The organism is Ensifer sp. R1-3, assembly GCF_056739175.1.
On record NZ_CP096516.1, the window covers coordinates 317,066 to 341,853 of the forward strand.

The 24,788-nt window shown below is 63.0% G+C and carries 24 protein-coding genes; 6 read left to right on the forward strand and 18 right to left on the reverse strand.

The genetic code is table 11. From position 1 onward, the window contains the following. Nucleotides 1-115: 115 nt before the first annotated feature. Nucleotides 116-1,411, forward strand: coding sequence for a hypothetical protein (locus tag M1D43_RS18840; RefSeq protein WP_013850022.1), 1,296 nt, complete (start codon nt 116-118; stop codon nt 1,409-1,411). Continuing rightward, nucleotides 1,398-2,183, forward strand: a complete 786-nt coding sequence (locus tag M1D43_RS18845; protein WP_013850021.1) for a COG3904 family protein — start codon at nt 1,398-1,400, stop codon at nt 2,181-2,183. Before M1D43_RS18840 ends, M1D43_RS18845 begins: the two co-directional genes overlap by 14 nt. 85 nt (nt 2,184-2,268) lie before the next feature. Here the strand turns inward: M1D43_RS18845 and M1D43_RS18850 are convergent, their stop codons facing one another. The 5 genes from M1D43_RS18850 to M1D43_RS18870 all read right to left on the reverse strand — a co-directional run bounded on the left by M1D43_RS18850 (nt 2,269) and on the right by M1D43_RS18870 (nt 8,477). After that, complete coding sequence (locus tag M1D43_RS18850) at nt 2,269-3,066, reverse strand: potassium channel family protein (RefSeq protein ID WP_010975239.1); 798 nt, start codon at nt 3,064-3,066, stop codon at nt 2,269-2,271. A gap of 90 nt (nt 3,067-3,156) precedes the next feature. Beyond that, the gene (locus tag M1D43_RS18855; RefSeq protein ID WP_010975240.1) at nt 3,157-3,957 is read right to left on the reverse strand and encodes an inositol monophosphatase family protein; all 801 of its coding nucleotides are present in this window, start codon (nt 3,955-3,957) and stop codon (nt 3,157-3,159) included. A 30-nt stretch (nt 3,958-3,987) separates the two neighbouring features. Beyond that, the gene (locus tag M1D43_RS18860) at nt 3,988-5,049 is read right to left on the reverse strand and encodes an ABC transporter ATP-binding protein (RefSeq protein WP_498814381.1); all 1,062 of its coding nucleotides are present in this window, start codon (nt 5,047-5,049) and stop codon (nt 3,988-3,990) included. Continuing rightward, nucleotides 5,046-7,274 (reverse strand): ABC transporter permease, encoded by a 2,229-nt coding sequence (locus tag M1D43_RS18865; protein ID WP_017264386.1) that lies wholly within the window; start codon nt 7,272-7,274, stop codon nt 5,046-5,048. Before M1D43_RS18865 ends, M1D43_RS18860 begins: the two co-directional genes overlap by 4 nt. 174 nt (nt 7,275-7,448) lie before the next feature. After that, nucleotides 7,449-8,477, reverse strand: a complete 1,029-nt coding sequence (locus M1D43_RS18870) for an ABC transporter substrate-binding protein (protein ID WP_010975243.1) — start codon at nt 8,475-8,477, stop codon at nt 7,449-7,451. 178 nt (nt 8,478-8,655) lie between these two features. On the opposite strand from M1D43_RS18870, the gene M1D43_RS18875 reads away from it, so the two are divergent. Continuing rightward, nucleotides 8,656-9,660, forward strand: coding sequence for a LacI family DNA-binding transcriptional regulator (locus tag M1D43_RS18875; RefSeq protein ID WP_010975244.1), 1,005 nt, complete (start codon nt 8,656-8,658; stop codon nt 9,658-9,660). Nucleotides 9,661-10,155: 495 nt separating this feature from the next. On the opposite strand, the gene M1D43_RS18880 is transcribed toward M1D43_RS18875, so the two are convergent. Further along, the gene (locus tag M1D43_RS18880) at nt 10,156-10,848 is read right to left on the reverse strand and encodes a TetR/AcrR family transcriptional regulator (protein ID WP_010975245.1); all 693 of its coding nucleotides are present in this window, start codon (nt 10,846-10,848) and stop codon (nt 10,156-10,158) included. A gap of 134 nt (nt 10,849-10,982) precedes the next feature. Here M1D43_RS18880 and M1D43_RS18885 point away from each other — a divergent pair, with 134 nt between their 5' ends. The 3 genes from M1D43_RS18885 to M1D43_RS18895 are packed head-to-tail and all read left to right on the forward strand — an operon-like array spanning nt 10,983 to nt 13,929. Beyond that, a complete protein-coding gene (locus M1D43_RS18885; RefSeq protein WP_013850014.1) occupies nt 10,983-12,005 on the forward strand; it encodes an efflux RND transporter periplasmic adaptor subunit in 1,023 nt (340 codons plus the stop codon). A gap of 5 nt (nt 12,006-12,010) precedes the next feature. Continuing rightward, on the forward strand, nt 12,011-13,252 hold the full coding sequence (locus tag M1D43_RS18890) for an ABC transporter permease (protein WP_014527509.1): 1,242 nt from the start codon (nt 12,011-12,013) through the stop codon (nt 13,250-13,252). Continuing rightward, the gene (locus tag M1D43_RS18895; RefSeq protein WP_498814383.1) at nt 13,249-13,929 is read left to right on the forward strand and encodes an ABC transporter ATP-binding protein; all 681 of its coding nucleotides are present in this window, start codon (nt 13,249-13,251) and stop codon (nt 13,927-13,929) included. The genes M1D43_RS18890 and M1D43_RS18895 overlap by 4 nt, the downstream gene beginning before the upstream one ends. Nucleotides 13,930-13,973: 44 nt before the next feature. On the opposite strand, the gene rpiB is transcribed toward M1D43_RS18895, so the two are convergent. From rpiB to M1D43_RS18955, 12 genes are all read right to left on the reverse strand, one after another. Beyond that, nucleotides 13,974-14,420 carry a ribose 5-phosphate isomerase B gene (rpiB, locus tag M1D43_RS18900; protein WP_003525805.1) on the reverse strand — a complete coding sequence of 149 codons (447 nt, stop codon included), beginning with the start codon at nt 14,418-14,420 and terminating at the stop codon, nt 13,974-13,976. 23 nt (nt 14,421-14,443) lie between these two features. Then, nucleotides 14,444-15,721, reverse strand: a complete 1,278-nt coding sequence (locus M1D43_RS18905; RefSeq protein ID WP_010975249.1) for a TRAP transporter large permease — start codon at nt 15,719-15,721, stop codon at nt 14,444-14,446. An 11-nt stretch (nt 15,722-15,732) separates the two neighbouring features. Then, nucleotides 15,733-16,200, reverse strand: a complete 468-nt coding sequence (locus tag M1D43_RS18910) for a TRAP transporter small permease (protein WP_003525807.1) — start codon at nt 16,198-16,200, stop codon at nt 15,733-15,735. A 79-nt stretch (nt 16,201-16,279) separates the two neighbouring features. Then, nucleotides 16,280-17,272, reverse strand: coding sequence for a TRAP transporter substrate-binding protein (locus tag M1D43_RS18915; protein ID WP_014527507.1), 993 nt, complete (start codon nt 17,270-17,272; stop codon nt 16,280-16,282). A 20-nt stretch (nt 17,273-17,292) separates the two neighbouring features. Beyond that, complete coding sequence (locus tag M1D43_RS18920; RefSeq protein WP_003525813.1) at nt 17,293-18,063, reverse strand: FadR/GntR family transcriptional regulator; 771 nt, start codon at nt 18,061-18,063, stop codon at nt 17,293-17,295. Between the two features lie 203 nt (nt 18,064-18,266). Then, complete coding sequence (locus M1D43_RS18925; RefSeq protein ID WP_013850010.1) at nt 18,267-18,647, reverse strand: RidA family protein; 381 nt, start codon at nt 18,645-18,647, stop codon at nt 18,267-18,269. Between the two features lie 43 nt (nt 18,648-18,690). Beyond that, nucleotides 18,691-19,074, reverse strand: coding sequence for a RidA family protein (locus M1D43_RS18930; RefSeq protein WP_014530751.1), 384 nt, complete (start codon nt 19,072-19,074; stop codon nt 18,691-18,693). Between the two features lie 33 nt (nt 19,075-19,107). Continuing rightward, the gene (locus M1D43_RS18935; protein WP_014527506.1) at nt 19,108-20,571 is read right to left on the reverse strand and encodes an NAD-dependent succinate-semialdehyde dehydrogenase; all 1,464 of its coding nucleotides are present in this window, start codon (nt 20,569-20,571) and stop codon (nt 19,108-19,110) included. A gap of 9 nt (nt 20,572-20,580) precedes the next feature. After that, nucleotides 20,581-21,966: an aspartate aminotransferase family protein gene (locus M1D43_RS18940; RefSeq protein ID WP_013850008.1), complete on the reverse strand. Its 1,386-nt coding sequence runs from the start codon at nt 21,964-21,966 to the stop codon at nt 20,581-20,583. A 30-nt stretch (nt 21,967-21,996) separates the two neighbouring features. Further along, the gene (locus M1D43_RS18945) at nt 21,997-23,046 is read right to left on the reverse strand and encodes an ABC transporter ATP-binding protein (protein WP_014530750.1); all 1,050 of its coding nucleotides are present in this window, start codon (nt 23,044-23,046) and stop codon (nt 21,997-21,999) included. A gap of 15 nt (nt 23,047-23,061) precedes the next feature. Continuing rightward, nucleotides 23,062-23,892, reverse strand: coding sequence for an ABC transporter permease (locus M1D43_RS18950; protein WP_015008569.1), 831 nt, complete (start codon nt 23,890-23,892; stop codon nt 23,062-23,064). Beyond that, a complete protein-coding gene (locus M1D43_RS18955) occupies nt 23,889-24,740 on the reverse strand; it encodes an ABC transporter permease (RefSeq protein ID WP_014527504.1) in 852 nt (283 codons plus the stop codon). The genes M1D43_RS18950 and M1D43_RS18955 overlap by 4 nt, the downstream gene beginning before the upstream one ends. Nucleotides 24,741-24,788 lie beyond the last annotated feature (48 nt).

The window sequence follows — 24,788 nt, forward strand, 5'->3', positions numbered from 1 at the left end:
GCGCCCTTGCGTCGGATCTCCTGGCATCCCGGCTCTTCGCCGCATGGGCAGCCTTTATTCCGCCCGTTTCTTCATTCTCTGTTAAGGAATACATTCCTCTGAGGAGATGGTGCTCATGGCCCTCGGCGCATCCCAACGTTTGCATGACGGCGTTGCGGCCGTGGAAACTATGACGCGCTTTGCACTTGCGGTGCTGGCGCTTGCCTCGGGCGTCTATACCTATCTCGGCGTTCGCAGCATTCTCGACGGCTCCCCGACCTCGGTCTTCTTCGCGGCGATCATCTACTCGTCCTCGGTTTCCGTCGGCATCTACGCCTTCTGGTCCTACATGGCGCGCTTCTATCCGCATGTGACAAACCATACGGGCCGAGCCGCCATGCTGGGCGTGATGGCTTTGGGGGCGGCCATGATCATCGCCATGTCGAGCTGGCTCAATGCGGCGGCGCTCGCAGGTTCGGCCGCGCTCGAACAGCATCTTGCGGAAACGGTGGAGGATTATACCGCCGACCTGGACCAGGCGCATCAGAACGCGCTTGCGGCCCAGAGCCTGCTGCCCGATATCCAGCGCGCATCCGAACGCTTCGCCCAGCTTGCCGCCTCGGAGCGGCAATCGGGAGCGCTCACCGGCACGACGGGATCCGGAAGCGTAGTGCAGCTTCTGTCGCAAATGTCGGCACAGATGAAGGATCTGGAGAATGGCATAAACGCGTCCCGCGAACAGGTGGCGATGCTTTTCAATCAGGGACAGAAGCGGCTCGAAACGATGCGGACACTGGTCTCCGCGCCGGGTGCGGTCGCACCGCGTGCCGATCAGTTCTCCTCGGAAGTGGTGGCGCTTACGGGCGTCATAACGTCGCTCGGACAGACTTCGATCGCGCCTTCGATCCGCCGCGCCGCAGACGACCTGTCGCTCGGCTTCATCGCACCCGTGGCCGACGGCGGCGATGCCGATCTCGTCAACCGCCAGGACCGGGTGATGGAGACTGTGCGAGCCTCGGTGGCAACGCAATCCAAGGTTCTCTCCGAAGCGGCTGACGAAATACTGGCGCGTGCGCCGGTGGCGGAGCGGCGTTTCGTTCCGCTTTCATCCGCTGAGGCGGTACTGCGCTATGCGACCGATTTCATTCCCGCCTGGGCGGGCGCCATTTCCATCGACCTGCTGCCGGGCGTACTGGTCTTCATTCTGGCAGCGGTTCACAGCGCAATCCGCAAGCAGGAGGAGAAGCTGCCCTTTGCCGAGCGCATCACGGCGGCCGAGCTTCTGCAGGCCTTGGAAGTGCAGCGCGCCGTGACGGCGAACGGCGGGCAACTCGGCGATATAGTCGCTCAGGCAGAAGCGGAGGAGCCGAACAACATCACCAGCCTCGACCCGAGGACGCGTGCAAAGGATCGGACGCATGAGGATCGATGAAGCGTTCAAGGCGCTGGTCCGGATTGAGGACGGTGTGCTGATGCGCGGTGCCTTCTTCGCGATGCTGGCGGCCGCGGGTGTCTTCCTGCTGATCGACCTGCGCGAGATCTCGGCGATGAACGCCGGACTGCCCGGTTTCGATCCGATGCTCGAGGATCGGCCCGTCCTGCCTCCGGCAGTGACCGAGGCTGCGCCCAACGGCCCGCCAGTCCAACCCGGAAGCTCCGACGAAGTGCTGCGCCAGCCGATGAGGTTCGATCTCCGATCCGGCGGCGTACTGGTCGCCGAGGGCACGCTCGACCTCGGCGCCGGTTCGCGCTTCGCCGACGAGATCGAGGCGCGCGGCGAATATGTGACGACCGTGGCTCTCAACTCGCCGGGTGGTTCGGTGGACGATGCGCTCGCGATGTCGAAACTGATCCGTGAGAAGAAGCTCGACACCAAAGTGGCATCCAAGGCGCTCTGCGCGTCTTCCTGCCCGATCGTTTTTGCCGGGGGCGTGGCGCGTGTGGCGGAAAGGGACGCGCTGATCGGCGTGCACCAGGTTTTCAGCGGCGGCGAGGAAAGGCCGACGCCGGCACAGGCCATGTCCTTCGCACAATCCACCACGGCCAGAGTCGCCCGCCATCTCGATTCGATGGGCGTCGGCCCCGGCCTCTGGATCAACGCTCTCGAAACACCGCCGGACCGGCTCTATTACCTGACTGAAAAGGAGATGGTTGATTTTCATCTGACCACGGAGCCGGTCGCTACAGCCAAGACGGATGGCTAGGTGCAGCGGTTTTCCATGCGGAGAAGTGCAGTATCTAAGCGTGAGGCTTTCACTGAAACAGTGAAAGCCTCACGCCTCGAACGTCTCAGTCACCCTCATCGGGTATGTTGAGCAGATGACCGCAGGCCTTGCAGTGGACGGCATCGGTGTCGTGCCTCTGCAAGCCGCATTGAGGGCAGGGGAAACTGACCTTGTAGGGCCTCACGACGGCCTGGGCGAGCCTAACGAAGAGCGATATGCCGACGATCATCGTGATGACGGAGGTGAGCTTGCCGAGCGTGCCCGGCAGGGTGATGTCCCCGAAGCCCGTCGTGGTGATGGTGGCCACCGTGAAATAGAGAGCATCGACGAAACCTTCGCCGCCTTCCCTGTGATAGAAGAACGTCGTGTAAACGAAGCCCGTGACGACGAAGAGGAACACGAGAAAGTTCAGGCAGGCACGGAAGACATCCTGCAGATGCGACCACCCGGCGCGGCGAAGACCTTCCAGCAGGAGCGGACTCTTGCCGATCGCCCAGATGCGCATCACCCTGAGGAATGCGAAGTTGAACAGCAGGTCGGGGAAGAGAAGCGTGCCGAGAATGATCACATCGACCCAGGTCATCGGCCGCCGGAGGAAACGCTCGATCGAAGGCGCGGCAAACGCTCTTGCGATGAGTTCGCAGCCGATCCATGCGGCGATGATGTAGTCGATGATGAGATAGGACGGACCCGCTCTCAGATAGGGCCCGAGGATGAAAAAGGCGAGGATGCTGAGGTCTATGACGGCAAGCAGCGCCTGCCAGCGCAGCGCCCACGGATCCCGCCCGCGTTCCAATCTCTGAAGCGCCAGCCTTGTCGAATTTAACTTCGAATGCGCACGCGGCTGGTCAGTCATATCCATGAAGCTGAAATAGGGGACGCTGAATCCCGGGTCAAGGAGCAGGCCTTGGCAGTTCAGGGACGTGGCGATTCAACGTTGCAGCCGCGAGTGTCAGACGCCTGCAAGTTTCCTCAGGTCCTCGACTGCGCCGGGCGCGGCGGCAAGGACGATCGAGCCGCGGGTCAAACTCTCTCCCTCAGTGGGAAAGGGCAGGTACCAGCCGCCCGCTTCCTGGACGAGGCAATAGCCGGCGAGGCAGTCCCAGGCGTGCATGTAGGGTTCGTAATAGCCCACCAGACGGCCGGCGGCCACATAGGCAAGCATAAGTGCGCCGGAACCGTTGCGCATGAAGGTGCCGCCGGCCTCCAACAGGCTTTCGACCATCTGTCCGACGAAGGCCGGCTTGACATAGTTGTTGGCGCCGAGCCCGGTCACGTGGTTGCGAATGGTGCGGGAGCCGTCGAGTGTGAGCGCCTTGCCGTTCAACCGTGCACCGAGGCCCAGTGCTGCCGCGTAGAGTTCACCGTGGCATGGTGCGGCGATGACCCCCACCACCGGTATGCCGGCATGAACGAGGGCGATGGAGACGCACCAGTTGGGCATGCCGTTGACGAATGGGCTCGTGCCGTCGATCGGATCGACCGCCCATGTGAAGCCGGAGCGGCCGGGTACGAGGCCATACTCTTCGCCGAGCACGCCATCTTCCGGGTACGCCTCCGCGATTCGATCGCGGATGAGATTTTCGACTTCGCGGTCGGCGATGGAAACCAGGTCCTGCGGGTCGCGCTTCGTTTCGATGATCAGCGTTTCGCGGCGAGCGAAAAAATCGAGCGCCATCGCGCCCGCCTCGCGCCCGATGGTTTCGGCCAATGCCAGGCGGGCTTCGAGCCCGGGGACGACGTGAGATGTCATAAGGGAATCCTTGGTTGCAAATTGCCGGGGCTAACCGTTGATGAGGGCAATGCCGCGCTCCTTGAAGGCGATTGCCACATTCGTTTGGGGCGCAAGTGCCCGCTCCACCGCCGGGTCGACCACGAAGAGCGTCCCGGCTGCTGTCTTGACCTCGTATTCCACATGATCGCCGAGATAGGCCGTATGGGTGATCTCGCCTGAAAAACTGCCGGCTGCGGACGGCTCCAGCGTGATCGCGTTCGGGCGCACCGCGAGCTTCGCCGGTCCGGGGCGAATTCCGCGGCCGCTCACGCGATGCGTCAGCCGTTCCACGCGGATCGTGGCCTCGTGGCCGTCGACGTCGATCACGTCGCAGGCAACGACATTGGCTTCGCCCATGAAGTCGGCGATGAAGGCGGATGCCGGCGTTTCGTAGAGTTCGCGCGGGGGCCCCTCCTGCGCTATGTTCCCGTCCTTCATCACGATGATGCGGTCGGAGACGGCAAGGGCTTCGTCCTGATCGTGCGTGACGTAGACGGCGGTGAAACCGAGCCGCTGCTGCAGTTCACGGATTTCGGTCCGGACGCGGCGCCTCAGCCTTGCGTCGAGATTTGACAGCGGTTCGTCGAGGAGAAGAACCTGCGGCTCCAGCACCAGTGCGCGGGCGACCGCGACGCGCTGCTGCTGCCCGCCGGAGAGCTCGGCGGGCAGGCGCTGGCCCATGCCGGGCAGGCCGACCAGGGCCAGTCCTTCCTCGGCTCTTTCGCGCGCTTCCTTGCGCCTCATACCTGAAGACTCCAGGCCGTAGGCCACGTTGTCGAGGGCGTTCATGTGCGGAAAGAGGGCATAGGACTGGAAGACCATCGAGACGTCGCGCTCGTTCGCGGGCAGCATAGTCACGTCCTTGCCGCCGATCAGGATGCGGCCGGATGTCGGATGTTCGAGGCCGGCGAGCATCCGAAGCGTCGTCGTCTTGCCGCAGCCGGAGGGCCCGAGCAGGGTGACGAGCGTTCCTGGTTCGATGGTCAGCGACAGGTCGGGAATGGCGGTGAAGGCACCGAACTGCTTGCATATGTTCCGGAAGACGACGGAACCGGGAGCGACGACGGTCATGCGGTTTTCTCCTGGGGAAGGGGAACGGGCGCGCGGGCAACGGCCTGGACGCGGTTTTCGCGCCGAAGCCTGCGTTCGCCGACGACAAGCTGGAAGCCGGCGATGACCGATATCATCACCACGATCAGCATGGAGGAATAGGCGATCGCCACGCCGTATTCGCCGTTCTCGACGAGCCCGACGATATAGGCCGTCGCCATGTTGTACTCGGCGCTGACCAGGAAGATGACGGCGCTGATCGACGTGACCGCGCGCACGAAGGAATAGACGAGGGCGGCCGTGATCGCCGGCCGCAAAAGCGGCAGAATGACCTTGCGGATGGTGCGGAAGCTGTCGGCCCGGAGCGTCAGCGATGCTTCGTCGAGGCTTCGGTCGAGCTGGCTCATCGCCGCCACCCCGCCGCGCACGCCGACGGGCATGTTGCGGAAGACGAAACAGGCAACGAGGATCAGAGCGGTGCCGGTCATTTCGAGCGGCGGCAGGTTGAAGGCCATGATGTAGCTGATGCCGATGACCGTCCCCGGAATGGCGAAGCTCATCATCAGGGCGAACTCGAAGAGTCCGCGGCCGGCGAACCTCTGGCGCACGATCAGATAGGCGGTAAGGAGCCCGACGGCCGCCGTGAGCGGTGCCGATATGAGGGCGATCTCCATCGTCGTCCAGAAGGAGTTCCAGGCAACGCCCGTCCAGGCGATGCCGCCGTCGCGGAACTCGACGGAGAATGCCTTGACGTAGTGGGCGAGCGTCAGCGAGTTGTCCAGCCCCCAGGTCTTCACGAATCCGCCGAGGAGGATCATGCCGTAGACGACGAGCGTGAAGAGCGCCCATGGGATTACCAGGACATGGACCGCGATCGAAACCGTGCGGGGCAGGGCGGCGTGGGCGCCGCTGTCGCCCTTTCCGGTAACCGTCGCAAAGTTCTTTCCCGAAAGCCAGAAGCGCTGCGCCAGAAAGGCCGTCAGCGTGAAACACAGGAGAATGATGGCGAGCACGGCGGCGCGGGAGGGGTCGTTCTGCGAGCCGACGACGGCGAAGAAGATTTCCGTCGAAAGCACGCCATGGCTGCCGCCGAGCACCAGCGGATTTCCGAAATCGGCCATGCTTTCGATGAAGCCGATGAGGAATGCATTTGCGAGCCCCGGCTTCATCAGCGGCAGCGAGATGCGCCAGAAGGTGCGCCAGCGGTCTGCCCTCAGCGTCTGCGAGGCCTCCTCCATCGACGGGCTGACGCCCTCGACGACGCCGATCAGCACAAGGAAGGAGATGGGCGTAAAGGACAGGACCTGCGCAATCCAGATGCCGGTGAGGCCATAGAGCCAGCGGCCGGGCTCCACGCCGATCAGCGTGGACAGGGCTTCGGTGATGACGCCGGAACGGCCGAAGAGCAGGGTGAGCGCAAGGCCGACCACGAAGGGCGGCGTGATGATCGGCAGCACCGTCAACAGCCTGAGGCTCCGTTTGTAACGGAAGCCGGTACGGGTCGCGAGCAGTGCGAAGGCGAGGCCGAGGATGGTCGAGCCGCCCGCGGTCATCACCGCCAGCCAGAATGTCCGCCAGGCGATCCCGCAGCGCCCGCCGCCGACGACGCAGTCGAGGCTCCAGATCGACGGATCGACGATATTGCGGGTGAAGCCTTCCGGATTGAAGGAGCCGTCGAAATCCTGGAAGGCGCCGACCAGCATGCTCCCGACGGGATAGAAGACGAAGACGGCGACGAGAAAGACAAGCAGCGAGATGGCCGACACGACGAAAGCGTCGCCCTTCATCACCCCGCGTTCGGCAATCCCGAAGGCGAAAATGAGGACGAAGACGAGCGCCGCGAGCACAGCTCCCGCTCCCATGGAGGGCTGGCCCTCCGCAAGCGCGCCGAACAGCGCTTCGCTGACCGTCCAGTTCCAGCCGGAAAAGCCGATGGCGAGGCCCTGAAGGGCCAGAACGACGATGCCGCCTGCGCCTGTCCAGGCAAGAAAGCTTCCTCGCCGCGCCGGATCGCCGATGAAGCGGGCAGCGGCGGCGACCATCATGGCCAGCGCCGGGAGCATCAGCCACCATTTGCCAAAGGAAGCGATCTGGACGAGACCCGGCGCGGCAACCGGTTCTTCCGGAAAGGCTGAAAGCCAGCCGAAGCCGAAGAAACCGCCGTCGATCCTGTACCAGGGAAGGAGGACGAAGGCGGCGAGCCCGAGAGCCAGCGCGATATCCAGTCTGCGGTAGTGGGTTTTCATGGATAGGCCTGTCCGTGCCGCCGTGTCACGATGAGTTGTTCCGAATACAAGCCAGATCGCTGCCGTTGGATAAGAGCGCGAATGCGACCGGAAGGGCTCATCTGGCCGAGATTGCCGGATTCGAGCCGGCGGTTTCCCGACGGCTCGAATCCGTTTGAAAGGCGTGTTGCGCGATCAGTTCGCGGCTGCGCCGATCTCCCGGTCCCAGCGCTCCAGGAGCTCTTTGCGCTTGGCCGGATCGCCATAGGTCTTGAAGTCGTAATCGATCAGCTTGATGTCCTCGAACTTCGGCGCCTCTTCCGGCACCTTGGCCGTCTTGTTGGAGGGAAGCTGGAACGATTTCGCCTCCTTCATACTGGACTGCACGTCGGCGGAGAGCGCCCAGTCATACCATTTCTTGGCATTGTCGAGGTTCTTTGTGCCCTTGATGATCGACATCGAACCGATTTCGTAGCCGGTGCCTTCGCAGGGCGCCACGGACTTCACCGGGAAGCCTTCCACCGTCTGCGCGACCGCATCGTGCATGAACACGATGCCGATTGCGGTTTCCCCCCGCGCCGCGGCCTTCACCGGTGCGGAGCCGGATTTCGTGTATTGCGACACATTTGCGTTCAGCTTCTTCAGATAGTCGAAAGCCTCGGCCTCGCCCATGATCTGAACGAGCGTCGCGAGCGCCGTATAGGCGGTGCCGGAAGAATTGGGATTGGCAATCTGGACTTCACCCTTGAAGGACGGATCGAGCAGGTCCGCCCAGCACTTCGGCTCCTTCAGGTTCTTCTGTTTGAAGATCTCGGTGTTGTAGCCCCAGCCGAGCGCGCCGGCATAGACGCCGACCGTGCGATAGCCGGCACTCTCGGCCTGCTTGACGGCCCATTCATGCAATTCGCCGAGCATCGGCGACTTGTATTCGAGCGTCAGTCCCTCGGAGGCGGCCTGCAGATGCGGGTCGCCGGTGCCCGCCCACCAGATGTCCGTCTTGGGGTTGCGCGCCTCGGCCCGGATCTTCGCGTAGGTTTCGCCGGAAGACAGGCGAACCATGTTGACGGAGATGCCGGTCTTCTTTTCGAAGGCGCCCTCCATCTGCTCGCAGATCACCACGTCGGCCGAGCAGATCAGATTGAGATTTCCATCGGCTCGCGCGGAAAAGGCAAAGAACGTCGCGCCCGCGGCGAGCGCTGCCGCGGCCAGTTTAACCAAACCCATCGGTTCCTCCCAGATTGTGCCGGCGCCTCCGTGCCGGACGCTTTTTGCAAGCGCGTGCAAATGCTGCACGAGGATACGGGGAGTGTCAATAAGATTGTTCGATATTGCAGGATATGACTGCGTTGCACGCATTTGCAAAATAGTGCAATTCTGCGTGCAAGGTCGAGGAGAGATCGTGATGCCGCAGAAGCCGTTTGTCAGCGCCCAGGAAGTCGCAGAGCGGGCGGGAGTCTCACGTTCAGCCGTCTCCCGTACCTTTACGCCCGGCGCGAGCGTCTCGCCCGAAACACGGCGGAGGGTGGTAGAGGCGGCGGAAGCGCTCGGCTATCACGTCAACCATCTCGCGCGCGGACTGATGCGCAACGAGAGTGGCATCGTCTGCCTTATCGTATCAGAGATGAGCACGCCCTACCGTGCCAACCTGATCCGGGCGATGACGCAGCAATTGCAGAACGCCGGCAAGGTCGCCATGCTGATCAACACGGACCGCTCGGACGACAGCGTGGATCTCGCATTGCGGCAGGCGATCCGGTACCGCGCCGATGCATCGATCATCCTGTCCGGCATGCCCGACCGGTCGATTACCCAGCTCTGCCTCAAGAACGGCCAGCGCCTCGTCCTCATCAACCGCGACGACGACCAGCAGGGCCCGCTTCGCATCAATCTCGATGACGCGGAGGCGGCGGGGCGGGTGGTCACCGCTTTCGTGCGCGCCGGCTGCCGGCGTCTTGCCTTCGCGAATTCGCAAGCCGGCACCCCGAGCCTGATGGCGCGCGAACACGGCTTCGTGGCGACGGCAAGAGCAATGGGCCTCCCGGTTCTTGTCGAGCGCCACGGGCCGACAAATTACGAAAGCGGCCGCGTTCTGGCGCAGCGGCTGCTGACGCTCGGCGAGCGCCCCGATGCGGTCTTCTGTGCCACTGATCTCCTTGCCTGCGGCTTCATGGATGCCGCGCGCCACCAGTTCCGGGTCTCCATTCCCGATCTGCTCTGTGTCGCGGGTTTCGACGACATTGAACAGGCGGCCTGGTCCTCCTATGACCTGACCACTTTCGCCCAACCCGTCGATAGGATAGCCCAGGAGGCGGTGGCTTGGCTCGTCAATGAGAGGCAGGAACCGGTCGACCATTCGGTACGCTTCCAGCCTGATCTCGTTTGGCGCTCGTCCATCCGGGGAGGGTAGCTACGGTTCGACTCAGCGCAGATGGTATTCGCGAGCCGATTTAATGCGAATACCCCCAATTTGTTACTGGTTATAGTAATACGTTTGTGTAATATCCCACTTGCACCGACACATCTTCTTGCATCGCTATGGCTTGTAATGGGCTGTGCTGGAGAACGTATTGCCGTGTCCGTGCTCTCTTATTGAGCTGGTGGGAACTGAATGGGGCCCTGACCGATACCGGTCGGGGCCTTTCGCTCGGGTAGGCTCTGATTTCGCCAGGCGTCGAGCTTCGAATTGCGTGCGGTGCCCCAGCCCCGGCGAGGCCAGTCGCTGAAGCGCCAGGCCTCTGACCGTCTTCCCCCGTTCGAGACGGCTGACGAAGGACTAGCACGCATAATGCTTCGGCTCCACTGACCCATCAGGGCTACCACCGGTGAATATCGGGGATATCTGAGCAATTCCAAAGAAAAGTGCGCAGCGGTTTTCCGCCCGGAGGTGTGCAGCTTCAGGGAGCTAGACGGAAGCTTCCAGAAATGCGCGCGAAAAACCCGGTTCCGTTACCTCGATCGTCCCTTCAGGGATCTTCAGCAATCTCTCGACAGCCATCCCGTAGGTGCGCATCCAGCCATCCAGCGTCCGCGCCGCGCCGTCCAGGTCCCCGGCTTCGGTCTGCTGCAGAGCCCGATGCATCGTCTTGGCGACGCCAAGCCGCAAGTACAACAGCATCGGCGCGAGGGCTTCAGGATCGGGCGCGTCGAGGCTCCCCTCCTTGTGACCGCGCCTCAGAAGTTCGGTTAGAAAGGGAAGTGTCACCGCGCTGACCGCTGCGTCGATGCGATGATAAAGGACGATGTTCTCCGGCTTGAAAAGTGCGTTGAATGTATTCTTCAACTGTGGCGCCATTTCCACTTTCAGGCGCCGCGAACCCGCGAAAAGGGCATTCAGCTGGCCGACGGCATCGAGGGAGGGATCCTCGAATACCGTTTGCAATTCCTTTAGGCTGTGGTGTGCCATGCGCGCGGCGACTGCCTCCAGCAGTGCCTCCTTCGAAACGAAGTAGTGATAGAACGCCCCCTTGGAAACATTCGCCTCCCGGATCACGTCGTTGACAGTCGTGTTTTCGTATCCCTGCTCGAAGAAGAGGCGTTCAGCGCAACCGATGAGCTCATTCGTTCTGACGTCAGGTGATTTCTTCACTCGTGGCATCGATTTGTCCTGAACCGGAGAAATACGTTCTACACGTGTTGGCAGGCTGCGCGAAGTCCTGCTCGCAATTATAGACCGACGGTCGGTCTAATGCTAACATAACAATAGATGCGGGTGAATTTCAGGAGTAGTTCGTGCGGCTGATGCAGCAGATGAGGCGCTACGCGGCAGGTATTGCGATAGCCGCCGCAGTCGGTGCGGTTGCCTTCTGGTATGCGACCCGGGCGGTGCCCGTTTCGATCGTGACGCCGAAGCGCGGCGATGCGGCGGAGATCGTCTATGCCAGCGGGGTCGTGGAGCCGCGCGTCTGGGCAAAGGTCACTTCGACAGTGCGCGAGCGGATCGTCGAGCAGTGTAACTGCGAGGGCGAACGAGTGGAAAAGGGTGCCGTGCTCGCGCGCCTGGACGATACGGAGGCGCGGGCGATTCTGAGCGAGCTGCAGGCGCGCCTGTCGCTTGCCCAGGAAGAATACCGCCGCAAGCTCGCCTTGGCAGAAAGAAACACGATAAGCGAGCAGACCGTGGACAGGGCACGCACCGACGTCGCTCAATTGGAGGCGTTGATCGCGGGACAAGAGGCGCGGCTTGCCGCCTACGTGCTGCGTGCGCCCAGTGACGGGCGGGTGCTTCGGCAAGACGGTGAGATCGGCGAGGTCGCCGAGCCTGGGACAGTTCTCTTCTGGGTCGGAGAGCCGCGACCGCTGATCGTGGAGGCCGAGGTGAACGAGGAGGACATTCCGCGGGTCGAAGTCGGCCAAAATGCCTATCTTCGGTCGGATGCCTTTCCAGAGCGCGCGCTCGAGGCGGTTGTCGACAGCATTACGCCGAAAGGCGATCCTGTTACGAAGACTTACCGCGTCCGCCTTCGCCTGCCTGAGGACACGCCGCTCAGAATCGGCATGTCGACCGACGTAAACGTGGTGGTTCGCCTGTCGCGCAATGCTCTGGTCATCCCCGCGGCAGCGGTCAGTGGGACCAGAGTCGCGGTGGTTGAAGGGGGAACGGCGAAACTGCGCGAGATCGAAACCGGCATCCGTGGCACGGACGGTGTAGAGGTCCTTTCCGGCCTTGAAGAAACCGCACGCATAATCTCGCCCTTATCCCCCGATTTTGCCGACGGGACTCGGGTGGATGTGGTGCAAACAGCGACGAATTGAACGCCATGCGCCTGATCTTCGACATCGCCTTGACGCACGTCGCCGGCCGCGGCCGCCAGACGCTCGTTGCGGTTATCGGTGTCGCTGTCGGCGTCGGCTTCTCGATCGCCATGGCGGCGCTGATGCAGGGCGGGCAGGACGATTTCGTTCGCCAGCTCGTCGACACGATGCCCCATGTCGATGTGACCGATGAGCAGCGCTCGGCGCGGCGGCAGCCGGCGGAAGACCTCTTCGAAGCCGTCGCCATATCCGGGCTGAGGCCGAGGGACGACCGGCGCGGCATCATCAATCCGACGAAAGCGGCATCCTGGCTCGAAGAATGGATGCCCGGGCGGCTGGCCGCCGTCCTGAACGTGCAGGGCGTGATCCGCTACTCCGGCCGCGAAGTCGGCGCCGTGGTGATCGGCATCGAGCCGGAGAAGGAGGTGAAGGTCTCGCCCATCGTCGAGGATTTCGAGTCCGGCAGCTTCGCCGCGCTTGCGGCCGGCGGCAACAACGTCGTCATCGGCGATACGATGGCCTCGAGGTTGGGTGCCGGTCTCGGCGACACGATTACCGCCGTGTCGTCGGAAGGCCTTGCCCGCAACTTCAAGATCGTCGGCCTGTTTCATACCGGCACCACGGCGCGCGACGAAGGCGAGGCTTATGTTCTGCTGAAGAACGCCCAGATCCTGTCCAACCGACCGAATGCAATCAACGAGATCCGCATCAAGCTCGACGATCCGAACGCCGCGCCCACCATCGCGCGCCGAGTGGAGGCCGAACTCGGCTACAAGACGGTCGCATGGCAGGAGGCGAACGAGTCCATTCTCGAAGCGCTCGTCGTGCGCAACGTCATCATGTACACGGTCGTCGCCGCGATCATGCTGGTGGCGGGTTTCGGCATTTTCAACATCGTGTCCACCATCACGCACGAGAAGGCGCGCGACATCGCCATCATGAAGTCGCTCGGCTTTTCGCAAGCCGACATGCGCCGGCTGTTCGTGATGGAGGGGCTGGCGATCGGCATCGCGGGTTCACTTCTCGGCTGGGCGCTCGGTTTTGCGATCACCTACGCGCTTTCCCGGGTGCGGTTCGAAATTGCGGCAACCGGCCAGGAAATGACCAGGCTGCCGATCGCGTGGAGCATTCTTCACTACGCCGTAGCGACAGCCTTCGCCCTGTCCTCGGCAGCGGTCGCCGGCTACCTCCCCGCCCGCCGCGCAGCACGCGTCAATCCGGTGGACATCATAAGGGGCGCGACATGAGTCCGCTGATCGAGGCTCGCGGCCTCACGCGTATATTGCATGAGACGGTTCCGGTAACGCTGGTGAAGGACATCGATCTCATCATCGAGGAAGGCGAGTTCGTGGCCGTTACCGGCCCTTCGGGGTCGGGAAAGTCGTCGCTGCTCTATCTCCTGGGGCTGCTCGACCGGCCGACGGAGGGTAGGCTGCGCGTCCGCGGCCGCGATTCCGAGCCGATGAGCGAGAAGGAGCGGGCGGAGACCCGCCTCGCTACCATGGGGTTCGTCTTCCAGTTCCATTTCCTCCTGCCGGAATTTACCGCGCGCGAGAACGTCGAGATTCCCATGCGCAAGCTCGCCCGCCTCGGGCGCGACGAGATGCGGGGGCGGGCGACCGACTTGCTGTCCTCGCTCGGCCTCGCCGATCATCTCGACAAGCGGCCGGATCAGCTCTCGGGCGGCCAGCGCCAGCGCGTGGCGGTCGCACGGGCGCTTGCCAACGATCCGCCGCTGATCCTGGCAGACGAGCCGACCGGAAGCCTCGACAGCAGGAGTTCGGAGCAGGTATTCGCAATTCTCGACGGACTTGTCCGCGAGCGCAGCAAGACAGTCGTCGCGGTGACGCACGACCTGGACATGGCTGCTCGAATGGACCGGCGAATCCACCTCGTGGACGGCGAGGTCAGCAAGGAAGAATAGATGCGCGCGTTTCGCCGAACGGCGCGGAACCGGCCGGCGGATGCTCAGCGCTGCTCGTCCATTTCGGCAAGCTTGCGCACGCGGCGCCGGAAGTCCTCGTCGGTGGAGAATTCGGCAGCGAGGTAGGCTGCAACGAGATCCCTGGCCAACCATGCGCCGACGATCTGGGCGCCGATGCACATGACGTTGACGTCGTCATGCTCCACCGACTGATGGGCGGAATGCACGTCATGGCAGACCGCTGCGCGGATACCTTTCACCTTGTTTGCCGCGATCGAGGCGCCGACGCCGGTGCCGCAGACCATCAGCCCGCGATCCGCCTTGCCCTCGATGATCGAAGAAGTGACCATCTTTGCGATGTCGGGGAAGTCTACGGGGTTCGCATCGTATGAGCCTGCGTCGTACACCTCGTGGCCGAGCGAGGTGACATGGTCGATGATCGTGGCCTTGAGGTGGAAGCCAGCATGGTCGGAACCGATGACGATACGCATATTGGTGTCTCCTGGAGAAAAGATTACTGGGCGATCAGACGGGGCAGCCACAGCGTGAAGTCCTTCGCTAGGGTGAGGATGACAAGCGTGGAAACCAGCGGAATGTAGAAAGGCACAAGTGCCCGCAGCAACTGCCGGATCGAGACTTTGGCGATATCCGACACGAGGAACAGCGACAAACCCATAGGCGGCGTCAGCAGTCCGAGCATCAGGTTGAAGATCGTCACGATGCCGAGTTGAACCGGGTCGACACCGGCCATCACGAGCGGCGGGGCGATGATGGGAACGAGAAGCAGCGTTGCGGTCGTCGAGTCGAGGAACATGCCGGCGACGAAGAAGATCAGATTTGCGATGATCAGCAGCATCAGCGGGTCCTTCGACCAGCCAAGCAGCGCTGCGGCAAAGGTCTGAGGCACCTGCTCGACCGCGAGAATCCAGCCAAAAAGCGCAGCAGAGGCGACGATGATGAGGATAGCGCTGGAGCTGCGAGCCGTCAGAACCGCCGAATGCCACAGATGCGCCGGCGTCAGTTCGCGGTACAGGACGCCGCTGATGAAGATGACATAGACGGCCGTTATCGCGGCCGCCTCGGTCGGTGTGAAGGCGCCGGCCGTCATGCCGCCGACCATGAGCGCCGGAGCAAGAATGGCCGGGAGCGCCGGCACCAATGTGCCGACCAGCTCGCCTGCCGTTGGCCAGCGCTCCGCACGTGCATGGCCGTGTCGGATGGCGACGATCAGCACGGTGAGCATTAGCAGCGCGGTGCACAGCACGGCGGGCATGATGCCGGCTACGAGGAGCTGGACGATCGAGACGCTCGTGACCGAGCCGTAGACGATCAGCGGGATGGAAGGCGGGAAGATCGGCCCGAGCGTCGCGGAAGCGGCAGTTACCGCGCCGGCGAAGGATGGATCGAAGCCGCGCTTCTTCATGGCATCGATCTCTATGCGCCCCAGGCCCCCGATATCAGCCAGCGCCGCCCCGGACATTCCGGAGAAGATCAGGCTTCCGAAGACGTTGACCTGCGCCAGGCCACCCGGCATTCGCCCGACGAGCGTATAGGCGAAGCGGAAGATGCGATCGGTAATGCCGGAAAGGTTCATGAGGTTGCCGACGAAGATGAAGAGAGGCACGGCCACCAGCGGAAACGAATCCAGCGCATAGGTGATCCGCTGGGCAAGCAGCCCGAACGGCAAGCCTTCGACAAGTACGTAGAGAATTGACGGCAGCAGGATGGCGTAAACCACCGGGAAGCCAAGCATGAACAGACCGAGGAAGGCCGCAACGACCAGAAAACCCATGAAACGACCTCTCAGACTGCGACGTTCTTGTCCGCCTGCGGCGGCTTGCGCAGATGCAGAAGATGAACGAGCGCCGCACCCGCGAAACCGAAAAGCGTAGCGCCCAGAAATATCCAGAATGGGATGCCGAGGGTCGGCGTGGCGTTGGTCAGGTTCCGGGTGATATTCATGGCAGTGACCCAGCCGATGAACCCCGTGACGCCGATCGCGCAGATCGAAATCGCGACATTCACGATTGCGCGCGCCTTCCTCGACATTGCAGCCTTGAACTCGCCCATGACGATATTCTCGCCATGCCCGACCACGAGGGGATAGGCGAGGAACACCAGGCAGATGAGCAGGAAGCGCGTCAGTTCCTCCGCGCCGATGAAGGGCAGCCCGAAGACGCTGCGCATGATGACCTGAGCCGTCGGAACGATGACCAGACCCGCCATCACGGCAACCACGACAATCGTCAGGACACGTTCGGGCAGACGCATCTTCTCCCCTCCCATTCTTACTGAAAAATGCAGGCGTTGCAGGGACAAGGGACAGTGGCTTGCCCCTGCAGCTCGTCGGTTACTTCACCGCTTCGATCTGCTCGATGAGCGGTGCGAAATTCGGGAAGTCCTGCCCGATCTGGGCGCCGACCTTTTCCCTGAAGGCCGCCACGTCGAGTCCTTCGGCCTCCGTGATGACGGTCATGCCGCGGCCCTTGAGTTCCTTGACCAGATCAGCCTCGGATTCCGTCGCCATCTTCAGCGATTTCTGGGCCTCCTCGTCGAGGACTTTCGTCAAAGCCGTGCGCTGCTCTTCGCTCAATCCCTGCCAGACTTCCTCATTGATGAAGACGGCGAGCACGGCGCGCATGTGACCCGTCATCGACAGATGCGATTGCACCTCGTTGAGATTGTTGGAGGCGATCATGGTCAGTGGATTTTCCTGGCCGACCACCACGCCCGTCATCAGCGCGGTCGGGAGTTCGGCAACTTCGACCGGGGTGGGGATCGCGCCGAAGCCCTTGACCATGGAAACCCACAGTTCGAGCGGGACCGCTCGGAAAGGCTTGCCGGCAAGGTCCGCCGGTGTCTTTACCGGGAAGTTGGAGGAGATGTGGCGGTCACCCCGATAGATGCGCCCGACGATCCGCACGCCCTGTGCGATGAGCTTCTCGTTGATCGCCTGAAGGGCCGGCGACGACTGCGGGTCCGTCGCAGCGAGCGCATGGGCGCCGTCGCGATAGATGAAAGGCGCGTTGAAAACCGCGACCTCAGGCACCAATCGTGCGAGGGAAGCGAAATCATGATGGCCCATGGAGATCGAGCCCATGCGCACGCCATCCACCATTTCCGCGACCCCGCCGAGCTGGCTGGCGGGATAAACGGTGACGGTGACTTCGCCGCCGGTCGCGGCCGCAATGCCCTCCGCCGCCTGTGCCGCATAGACCGTCTGGATGTCTCCCTCTGCGCCCACATGCGCATAGCGCAGTTCGGTCGCGGAAGCGGCTCCGGCCAACAATGCGGCTCCCAGCATGGCGCCGGCCACCCGGCCATGTTTCAGAAAGTTCAGCATGCTCTCCTCCCTGGATAAAACTAGCTGTCTGCTTCTTTTTCCTCTTCCTGCGGCGCGCCCTTCCTGGTGAAGGCAGCTATGTAGCTTTTGCGCCGAAGCTCGTCGCCGATGGCGAAATGCTCGCGCAGCATCCTGTCGGCCTTGTCCGGGTCGCGCGCGAGAATGGACAGGAAGACCTCCCGATGGGCTTCCACGAGATAGTCGGTGATGCCCGGCGCGTCGCTCGTTTCGGCGCGCCTCTGGACATGGCTGCGCTTCAGAAGGTCGGATATCGAGCGGTAGACCGTGACGAGCGCGGGACTGCGGCTGGCCTCGACGATCGCCATGTGAAAGGCGAAGTCCGCAGCACCCCCGTCTTCGGCGTTGTGGAGCGTGTCCATCAGCCGGGTCAGCAGGCCGCCAATGCGTGAGAGGTCGCTATCCGTCGCGCGGATGCAGGCAAGACGGATGGCCTGGCACTCGATCGCGACACGGGCCTGCATGATGTCGTCGAGCATGTCGGGCTGCTGGGCGAGGCAGAACGTCAGGAAATCGCCGAAGACGCCCACGTCGGCCTTGCGCACGAAGGCGCCCTTGCCATGGCGGATGTCGAGAAAGCCGAGATTGGCGAGCGACCGCAAAGCCTCCCTCAGCACCGGTCGCGATACGCCGAGGGCCAGGCAAAGCTCCCTCTCGCCCAACAGCCTGTCTCCCACCTTGAGCGCACCGGACAACAGCTGCTCCCGGAAGAAGGAGAGAACCTTTTCCGTTCCCGCAAGTTCGTCGGCACTGTCGGATAGCACAGGGTTCATGCAAATGGTCCCAACTGGTATTACCAGTAAGCACCACATGCGTTTGCCCGTCAAGACGCGCTGCTTGAATTATTGGAAACTTGTTGAGAATGGTCGCGCACCGAACCGGGCAGGGGCGCGGGTCACAAGAATTTCAGGTGCGGCGAGGGACCGCGCTGCAGCAGCAACGAGTGCTGCCGGCTTGGGCTATCGCTTTGAACTGCTCAATCCAGGGAGCAAACCGCAGTGGCGAGAATTTCCAGGCGGATGCCGGGTGAAAGGAGCTCCGTGACGACTGTCGCCCGCACGGGAAATGGAGGCGCGAAGAATTCGCGGTATATCTTGTTCATGCCCGGGGCATCGGCCCTGTCGATGAGATAGACCTGTATCTGCACGACAGCGGCTAGCGTGCTTCCGGCGGCTTCAAGCGCCTGTCGGAGGTTGGAGAATACCTGTCGCGCCTGGCACTCGATGTCCCCGGTGACGAGTTCGCCGGTCTCCGGGTTCTTTGCTATGTGGGCCGATCTCACGATCCGGCCCACCTTCACGGTACCGCTCAAGGGAGCGCGGGATGCAGCAATTCCGGTTTCGATTTTCTCGAACATTCGTGTTCCTCCCGCCTTGCTGAATTCGGACCGTGCGCTGCGATCAAGCACCCTCGAGCACCGCATGGGCGAGGACCTCGACGCGCAGGCCCGGGGTGATGAGCTCCTTGACGACCACGGTCGCGCGCACCGGATAGGGCTCCCTGAAGAACTCGGTATAGATCCTGTTCATGCCGGGAGCGTCGGCTCTTTCGGTGAGAAACACCTGCATCTGCACGACATTTGCGAGGGACCCGCCGGCGGCCTTGATCGCGATTTCGAGGTTCTGAAGCGTGCGGCGTGCCTGCGTCTCGATGTCGCCAAAGACCGGCTCGCCGGTGACCGGGTCCTCCGAGACGTGAACGGACCAGAAAAGACCGCCGGCGTGAACCGCTTCGCTGACCGGAACATCCGACGGATCGGCGCCGGTATCGATGACTTCAAACATGCTCTTCCTCGCTCGTTTCTGTTGTCGGATAGCTCACTGCGGGATTTGGTCGAAACGCGTGACGAACTTCGTGTTCAGATACCCGTCGAATGTCTCGGAGCCTCCCTCGCTCCCGTAGCCGCTGTCGTTGATTCCGCCGAAGGGAGTCTCCGGCAACGCCAGGCCGAAATGGTTGACGCTCACCATTCCGGCTGCAAGAGCGCGTGCGGCATTCTGTGCACGGCTGCTCGAGCCTGTGAACACATAGGACGCCAGACCGAAGGGCAGACTGTTGGCGCGCCGGATCACCTCGTCGAAATCGCCGAAGGGCGTGACGACGGCGATCGGTCCGAAGGGCTCCTCCTTCATCAGGCGCAGTTCGTCGGTGCCGGCGGCGACCACGGTTGGCGCATAGAAAAAGCCCGCGTTCCCGACGCGTTCGCCGCCGGTGACGATCTCGGCACCCTGCTCGCGCGCGTCCTGGACGAAACCTTCCATGGCAGCGACGCGTCGGCCGTGGCAGAGCGGGCCCATCTGTACGCTCTCCTGGAAACCGTTGCCGACCCTTGTCGATGCGATCTTCTCGGCAAAGCGTGCCAGGAAACGGTCGTGCCCTTTCGCCTGCACGTAAAACCGCGTCGGAGAGATGCAGACCTGGCCGGCATTACGCACCTTCTGGCCGGCAAGCGCATCGGCTGCCGCCTCGATGTCGGCGTCGTCGAAGAGGATCACCGGTGCATGCCCCCCGAGCTCCATCGTGGACCGTTTCATGTGCCTGCCTGCAAGGCTCGCGAGATGCTTCCCGACCTCGACCGAACCGGTGAAGGAGATTTTTCTGACTTCCGGCGCCGCCAGCAGCGTCTCCGACAGGTGGGCCGGGTCGCCCCAGAGGATGTTGAGACAGCCGTCCGGCAGCCCGGCCTCTTGCATCAGCCGGCCGATCGCGACCGTGGAGGAGGGGGATTCCCCCGGTCCCTTGAGGATGATGGTGCAGCCGCTCGCAAGCGCCGCCACGACCTTGCGCAGCGCCTGGCTGAAGGGGAAATTCCAAGGCGTGAAGGCGATGCAGACCCCGACCGGCTCGCGAAGGACCATCTGCTGCACGCGCGGATCGCGGGCGGGAATGACCCGCCCGTAGATGCGGCGCGCTTCCTCCGCATGCCAATCGGCATGGTCGGCGGCGAAACGGATCTCGCCGATCGCCTCGCTGAGCGGCTTGCCCTGGTCGCGCGTCATGTTACGGGCGATCTCGTCGGCATGCTTGCGCGCGAGGTCTGCGAAGCGGCGCAGGATCCGGCCCCGCTCGAGCGGCGAGCGATCCTTCCAGCTCTCGAAAGCGCGCTGCGACGAGGCCACGGCTTCGGCAATCTCGCCATCGGCCGCAAAAGGCAGCCGGGCAATCGTCTGGCCCGTCGCGGGATCCACCACCTCGGTGCTCCGCTCTGCCTCGTATATCCAGCGGCCATCGATCAGTATGCCGAGGCGCTCATAGGGGACTGCAGTGGTTTCCGGATTCATGCTCTTTCCTCAGCCGACATGTCCCTGCGCGCGTGCCCAGGCCAGCGTATCGTCAAGCGCCAGCCCCATGCGCGTCATCAGGTCGTCGACCTGCTCGTCATCGATGATCATCGCGGGGCAGAGGCTCACCATGTCGCCGAGGCCGCGTGTCAGGACGCCGCGGGCGGTCGCGAACTTGCCGGCCTGGTTTGCCACCTGCCAAGCCGGCGGGAAATTCTCCCTGGTCGCTTTATCCTTGACGAATTCGAGGCCGGCGACGAGGCCGACGCCGCGCGCTTCCCCGATCAGCGGATGCTCGCCGAGCTTACGCACGCGATCCTGGAAAGCGGGGGCGACGGAGCGTACATGGCCGACGATGTCGATCTCCTCGTAGATCGTCAGCGCTTCGAGCGCCACGGCGGCTGCAACCGGATGGCCGCCATAGGTGAAACCGTGCGAGAAAGTGCCGATCTTCCGGCTCTGGTCGACAAGTGCGTCAGCGATCTTCTCGTTGATCATTAGGGCGGAGATCGGCATGTAGGCCGCCGACAGCTGCTTGGCGCAGCTGATCATGTCCGGCTTTAACCCGTAGGTTTCTGAGCCGAACATGTTGCCTGTGCGGCCAAAACCGCAGATCACCTCGTCGGCGATGAGCAGGATATCGTATTTGCGGAGAACCGCCTGGACCTTTTCGAAATAGGTTTTCGGCGGGGTGATGACGCCGCCTGAAACCATGACGGGCTCGGCGAAAAAGGCGGCGATCGTTTCCGGACCCTCTTCGAGGATTATCGCTTCGAGATTGTTGGCCATCCGCGTGGCGAAGTCTTCCTCCGTTTCCCCGGTCTCGGCGAAGCGCCAGTAGTGCGGGCAATCGGTATGGAGAATGTTGGCGATCGGCAGATCGAAATCGCGGTGGTTGAACGGCAGGCCGGTGAGGCTCGCGGTCGCGACGGTGACGCCATGATAGGCCTTGCGGCGCGAGATGATCTTCTTCTTCTCGGGACGCCCGAGAGCGTTGTTGTAGTACCAGATGAGCTTGATCGCCGTGTCGTTCGCCTCCGACCCGGAGCCGGCGAAGAACACTTTCGACATCGGGACCGGCGCGATCGACAGGAGCTTCTCCGCAAGCCTGATGCCCGGCTCCGTCGATTTATGGGCGAAGGAATGATAGAAGGGCATCGTTTTGAGCTGACGCGTCGCGGCTTCGACGAGGCGCTGCTCGCTGAAGCCGAGACCGGCGCAGAACAGGCCTGCCAATCCCTCGATGTAGCGTTTTCCTTCGTCGTCGACGACATAGATGCCGTCGCCGCCGGTGATCACGTGCGGCCCGGTTTCCTGATGCACGGCCAGGTTCGTGTAGGGGTGGACGAGGCTCTGCTTGTCGAGAGCGTGGAGGGAATTCGGACGGTCGTTCATGTGCGGCTCCATCGGCAACCGGAGTTCGGATCAGGCGATCACGTGGACATCCTCGGCGCGCCAGGTCACGTGGCATTCGGAAATGCCTTCGAGCCTGCGCGCATCGGCGCCGGGGACCCGCATGCGGATTGGCTGCGTGCCGAGCTTTCCGATGACGAGCAGGTTGTCGCCATAGTTGATCGTGCTGTCGATCTTCAGCGGCTGGCGTCCGTCCTGTGAGGTTTCGGCGATGCGGATCATTTCAGGTCTCAGCAGCAGATCGGCCCGGCGGTTGCGGTCCGCTTGGCGGCTCCGCGCCTCGACGATCCCGACCGGCGTGTCGAACCTTCCGTTGCCCAGCGAGGAGGCCTCGATGAGGTTGCTGTCGCCGATGAAGGATGCGACGAAGCGGGTCTTCGGCGCGCGGTAGATCTCGTTCGGCGTGCCGACCTGTTCGATCCGGCCCTGATTGAAGACGGCGATCCGGTCTGACATGGTCATGGCCTCCGACTGGTCGTGGGTGACATAGACCATGGTGACGCCGAGGTCCTTGTGGATGCGCTTCAGTTCCACCTGCATGTGCTCGCGCAGCGCCTTGTCGAGGGCGCCGAGCGGCTCGTCGAGCAGAATGATGTCCGGTTCGAAGACGAGAGCACGGGCAAGCGCCACGCGCTGCTGCTGCCCGCCGGAGAGTTCGGCGGGCACGCGCCCTTCGAAACCCTGAAGCCCGACCTTGGCCAGTGCCTCGCGGCAACGGCGCTCCTTGTCTTGCTTGGCGACGCCGCGCATGCGCAGCGGAAATCCCACATTGTCGGCGACCGTCATGTGCGGGAAGAGCGCATAGTTCTGAAAGACCATGCCGATATTGCGCTTGTGCGGCGGCAGGTTGTCGATCGCGCGTTCGCCGAGGCGGATCTCGCCGCTTGTCGGGTGCTGGAAGCCGGCGATCATCATCAGCGTCGTCGTCTTGCCGGAGCCGGAGGGGCCGAGGAAGGAGACGAACTCGCCGGCCTTGATGTCGAGCGAAACGTCGTCGGCAGCCATATGCCTGCCGTCATAGGTCTTGGTGATGTTGCGAAGGGTGAGGGAACGGGCAATCATGGCTATGCTCCAAAATCAGGATGCCGCGGCGGCCGGCTCGGCTGCGCCGTTGCCGTCGGCCTGGCCCAGAGGGCGCGTGCGGCGGCGCACGAGTTGCGGCGCGAGCCAGATGCAGACGCCGGCGAGAACGAGCAGGAATAGAAAGGACGAGGCGGCGGAGATGGTCGGATCCGCCTCCTGGCGGACGGCGTTGAACATCTGGCGCGGCAAGGTCGCCTTGTCGCGGCCGGAGATGAAGAGGGCGATGACGGCCTCATCGAAGGATGCGATGAAGGCGAAGAGCCCGGCGACGGTGAAGGCCGGCCGCAGGATCGGAAAGGTGATCAGCCGGAAGGTCGCAAACGGCGAAGCTCCGAGGTTCATCGCGGCGCGCTCCACCGAGCGGTCGAAGCCCTTGAGCGCCGCGGTCAGGATCAGCGTCGACATCGGCAGGGCGATGCAGCTGTGGGCGAGAATCACGCCGAGATAGCTCTGAACCAGCCGGAGCTGCCCGAAATAGATGTAGTAGCCGAGCGCCATGACGATGGTGGGCACGATCATCGGCAGCATGATCAGAAGGTTAAAGACCGTGCGCCCGATGAACACGTGCCGCACCAGGGCGAAAGAGGCCGGAACGGCGACGAGCATCGTCACGCAGACCGTGCCGAAGCCGATCAGCAGGCTGTTGGTCAACGGCTGCGTCCAGTTCGGGTCGGAGAAGAAGTTGACGTAGTTCTGAAGCGTATAGCCGGGCGGCGGGAAGGCAAGCGACGCGGCCGAGCTGAAGGACATCGGAATGACGATGAACATCGGCGCCGCGACGAAGGCGGCGATCAGAATTGCCAGAGAACGGATCCAGACGCTCATCGGTCACCTCCTGCCCAAAGCCGGTCGAGGCCGAAGAAGCGGTTGTAGAGCGCATAGACCGCGAGCGTCAGCGCCAGAAGCACGATCGAAATCGCCGAGCCGAGGCCGAAGTCGAGGGTCTGCTCGATCTGGTCTCCTATGATGCCGGCGATCATCTGGTCGCGTGGGCTCCCGAGCAGGACGGGCATGACATAGAAGCCGAGACAGGTGATGAAGACGAGCGTGCAACCATTGACGATGCCGGGCGCGCTCAGCGGCAGATAGACGGAGACGAAGGCGCGAAACGGGTGCGCGCCGAGATTTTCCGCAGCGCGGACATAGAGCGGGTCGATCCGTTTCATCACGGCGAAGAGCGACATGGTCATGAAAGGAATAAGGGCGTGGGTCATGGCGAGGGTGGCACTGAAGGTGGTGAACAGGATCTTCGGCGTGGGGTCCCAACCGAACCAAGAGAGGAGCGCCGTCACCGGCCCCTGATTGCCGAGGATGACCATCCAGGCATAGGTGCGCACCAGATAGCTGGTCCAGAAGGAGAGCGCGACGACCGTCAGCAGGAAGGTCGCAAAGCGCTTCGAGCCGTTCGCCGCGGCATAGGCGAGCGGATAGGCGAAGAGAAGGCTCAGCAGCGTTACCAGGAGCGCCGTCTTGAACGTGTTGTAAAGGACCGAGGCGAACAGACTGGAATTCAGCAGCCGGCCGAAATTCTGCAATCCGATCACCGGCTGCGATAGGCTCATCCAGACCACGTAGCCAAGCGGAACGAGAAAGAAGAGCGCAAGGAAGATCACCGCCGGAGCCATCAGCGGCATGGGCCCTTCCACGAGGACCGGGGACGTCCGGAGTTTCATGACATTGCTCCTTTACCCTCGGATAGGGTCTCCGTCGCGGACGGCGGG

What these genes read in the sequence shown, in the direction of transcription:
- M1D43_RS18915 (WP_014527507.1), bottom strand. Translation starts at nt 17,272, where the DNA reads ATGCTGAACTTTCTGAAACATGGCCGGGTGGCCGGCGCCATGCTGGGA.
- M1D43_RS18890 (WP_014527509.1), top strand. Translation starts at nt 12,011, where the DNA reads ATGCGCCTGATCTTCGACATCGCCTTGACGCACGTCGCCGGCCGCGGC.
- M1D43_RS18935 (WP_014527506.1), bottom strand. Translation starts at nt 20,571, where the DNA reads ATGAATCCGGAAACCACTGCAGTCCCCTATGAGCGCCTCGGCATACTG.
- M1D43_RS18930 (WP_014530751.1), bottom strand. Translation starts at nt 19,074, where the DNA reads ATGTTTGAAGTCATCGATACCGGCGCCGATCCGTCGGATGTTCCGGTC.
- M1D43_RS18895 (WP_498814383.1), top strand. Translation starts at nt 13,249, where the DNA reads ATGAGTCCGCTGATCGAGGCTCGCGGCCTCACGCGTATATTGCATGAG.
- M1D43_RS18920 (WP_003525813.1), bottom strand. Translation starts at nt 18,063, where the DNA reads ATGAACCCTGTGCTATCCGACAGTGCCGACGAACTTGCGGGAACGGAA.
- M1D43_RS18875 (WP_010975244.1), top strand. Translation starts at nt 8,656, where the DNA reads ATGCCGCAGAAGCCGTTTGTCAGCGCCCAGGAAGTCGCAGAGCGGGCG.
- M1D43_RS18955 (WP_014527504.1), bottom strand. Translation starts at nt 24,740, where the DNA reads ATGAAACTCCGGACGTCCCCGGTCCTCGTGGAAGGGCCCATGCCGCTG.
- M1D43_RS18880 (WP_010975245.1), bottom strand. Translation starts at nt 10,848, where the DNA reads ATGCCACGAGTGAAGAAATCACCTGACGTCAGAACGAATGAGCTCATC.
- rpiB (WP_003525805.1), bottom strand. Translation starts at nt 14,420, where the DNA reads ATGCGTATCGTCATCGGTTCCGACCATGCTGGCTTCCACCTCAAGGCC.
- M1D43_RS18855 (WP_010975240.1), bottom strand. Translation starts at nt 3,957, where the DNA reads ATGACATCTCACGTCGTCCCCGGGCTCGAAGCCCGCCTGGCATTGGCC.
- M1D43_RS18945 (WP_014530750.1), bottom strand. Translation starts at nt 23,046, where the DNA reads ATGATTGCCCGTTCCCTCACCCTTCGCAACATCACCAAGACCTATGAC.
- M1D43_RS18905 (WP_010975249.1), bottom strand. Translation starts at nt 15,721, where the DNA reads ATGGGTTTTCTGGTCGTTGCGGCCTTCCTCGGTCTGTTCATGCTTGGC.
- M1D43_RS18850 (WP_010975239.1), bottom strand. Translation starts at nt 3,066, where the DNA reads ATGGATATGACTGACCAGCCGCGTGCGCATTCGAAGTTAAATTCGACA.
- M1D43_RS18870 (WP_010975243.1), bottom strand. Translation starts at nt 8,477, where the DNA reads ATGGGTTTGGTTAAACTGGCCGCGGCAGCGCTCGCCGCGGGCGCGACG.
- M1D43_RS18925 (WP_013850010.1), bottom strand. Translation starts at nt 18,647, where the DNA reads ATGTTCGAGAAAATCGAAACCGGAATTGCTGCATCCCGCGCTCCCTTG.
- M1D43_RS18865 (WP_017264386.1), bottom strand. Translation starts at nt 7,274, where the DNA reads ATGAAAACCCACTACCGCAGACTGGATATCGCGCTGGCTCTCGGGCTC.
- M1D43_RS18860 (WP_498814381.1), bottom strand. Translation starts at nt 5,049, where the DNA reads ATGACCGTCGTCGCTCCCGGTTCCGTCGTCTTCCGGAACATATGCAAG.
- M1D43_RS18910 (WP_003525807.1), bottom strand. Translation starts at nt 16,200, where the DNA reads ATGCGTCTGCCCGAACGTGTCCTGACGATTGTCGTGGTTGCCGTGATG.
- M1D43_RS18845 (WP_013850021.1), top strand. Translation starts at nt 1,398, where the DNA reads ATGAGGATCGATGAAGCGTTCAAGGCGCTGGTCCGGATTGAGGACGGT.
- M1D43_RS18950 (WP_015008569.1), bottom strand. Translation starts at nt 23,892, where the DNA reads ATGAGCGTCTGGATCCGTTCTCTGGCAATTCTGATCGCCGCCTTCGTC.
- M1D43_RS18940 (WP_013850008.1), bottom strand. Translation starts at nt 21,966, where the DNA reads ATGAACGACCGTCCGAATTCCCTCCACGCTCTCGACAAGCAGAGCCTC.
- M1D43_RS18840 (WP_013850022.1), top strand. Translation starts at nt 116, where the DNA reads ATGGCCCTCGGCGCATCCCAACGTTTGCATGACGGCGTTGCGGCCGTG.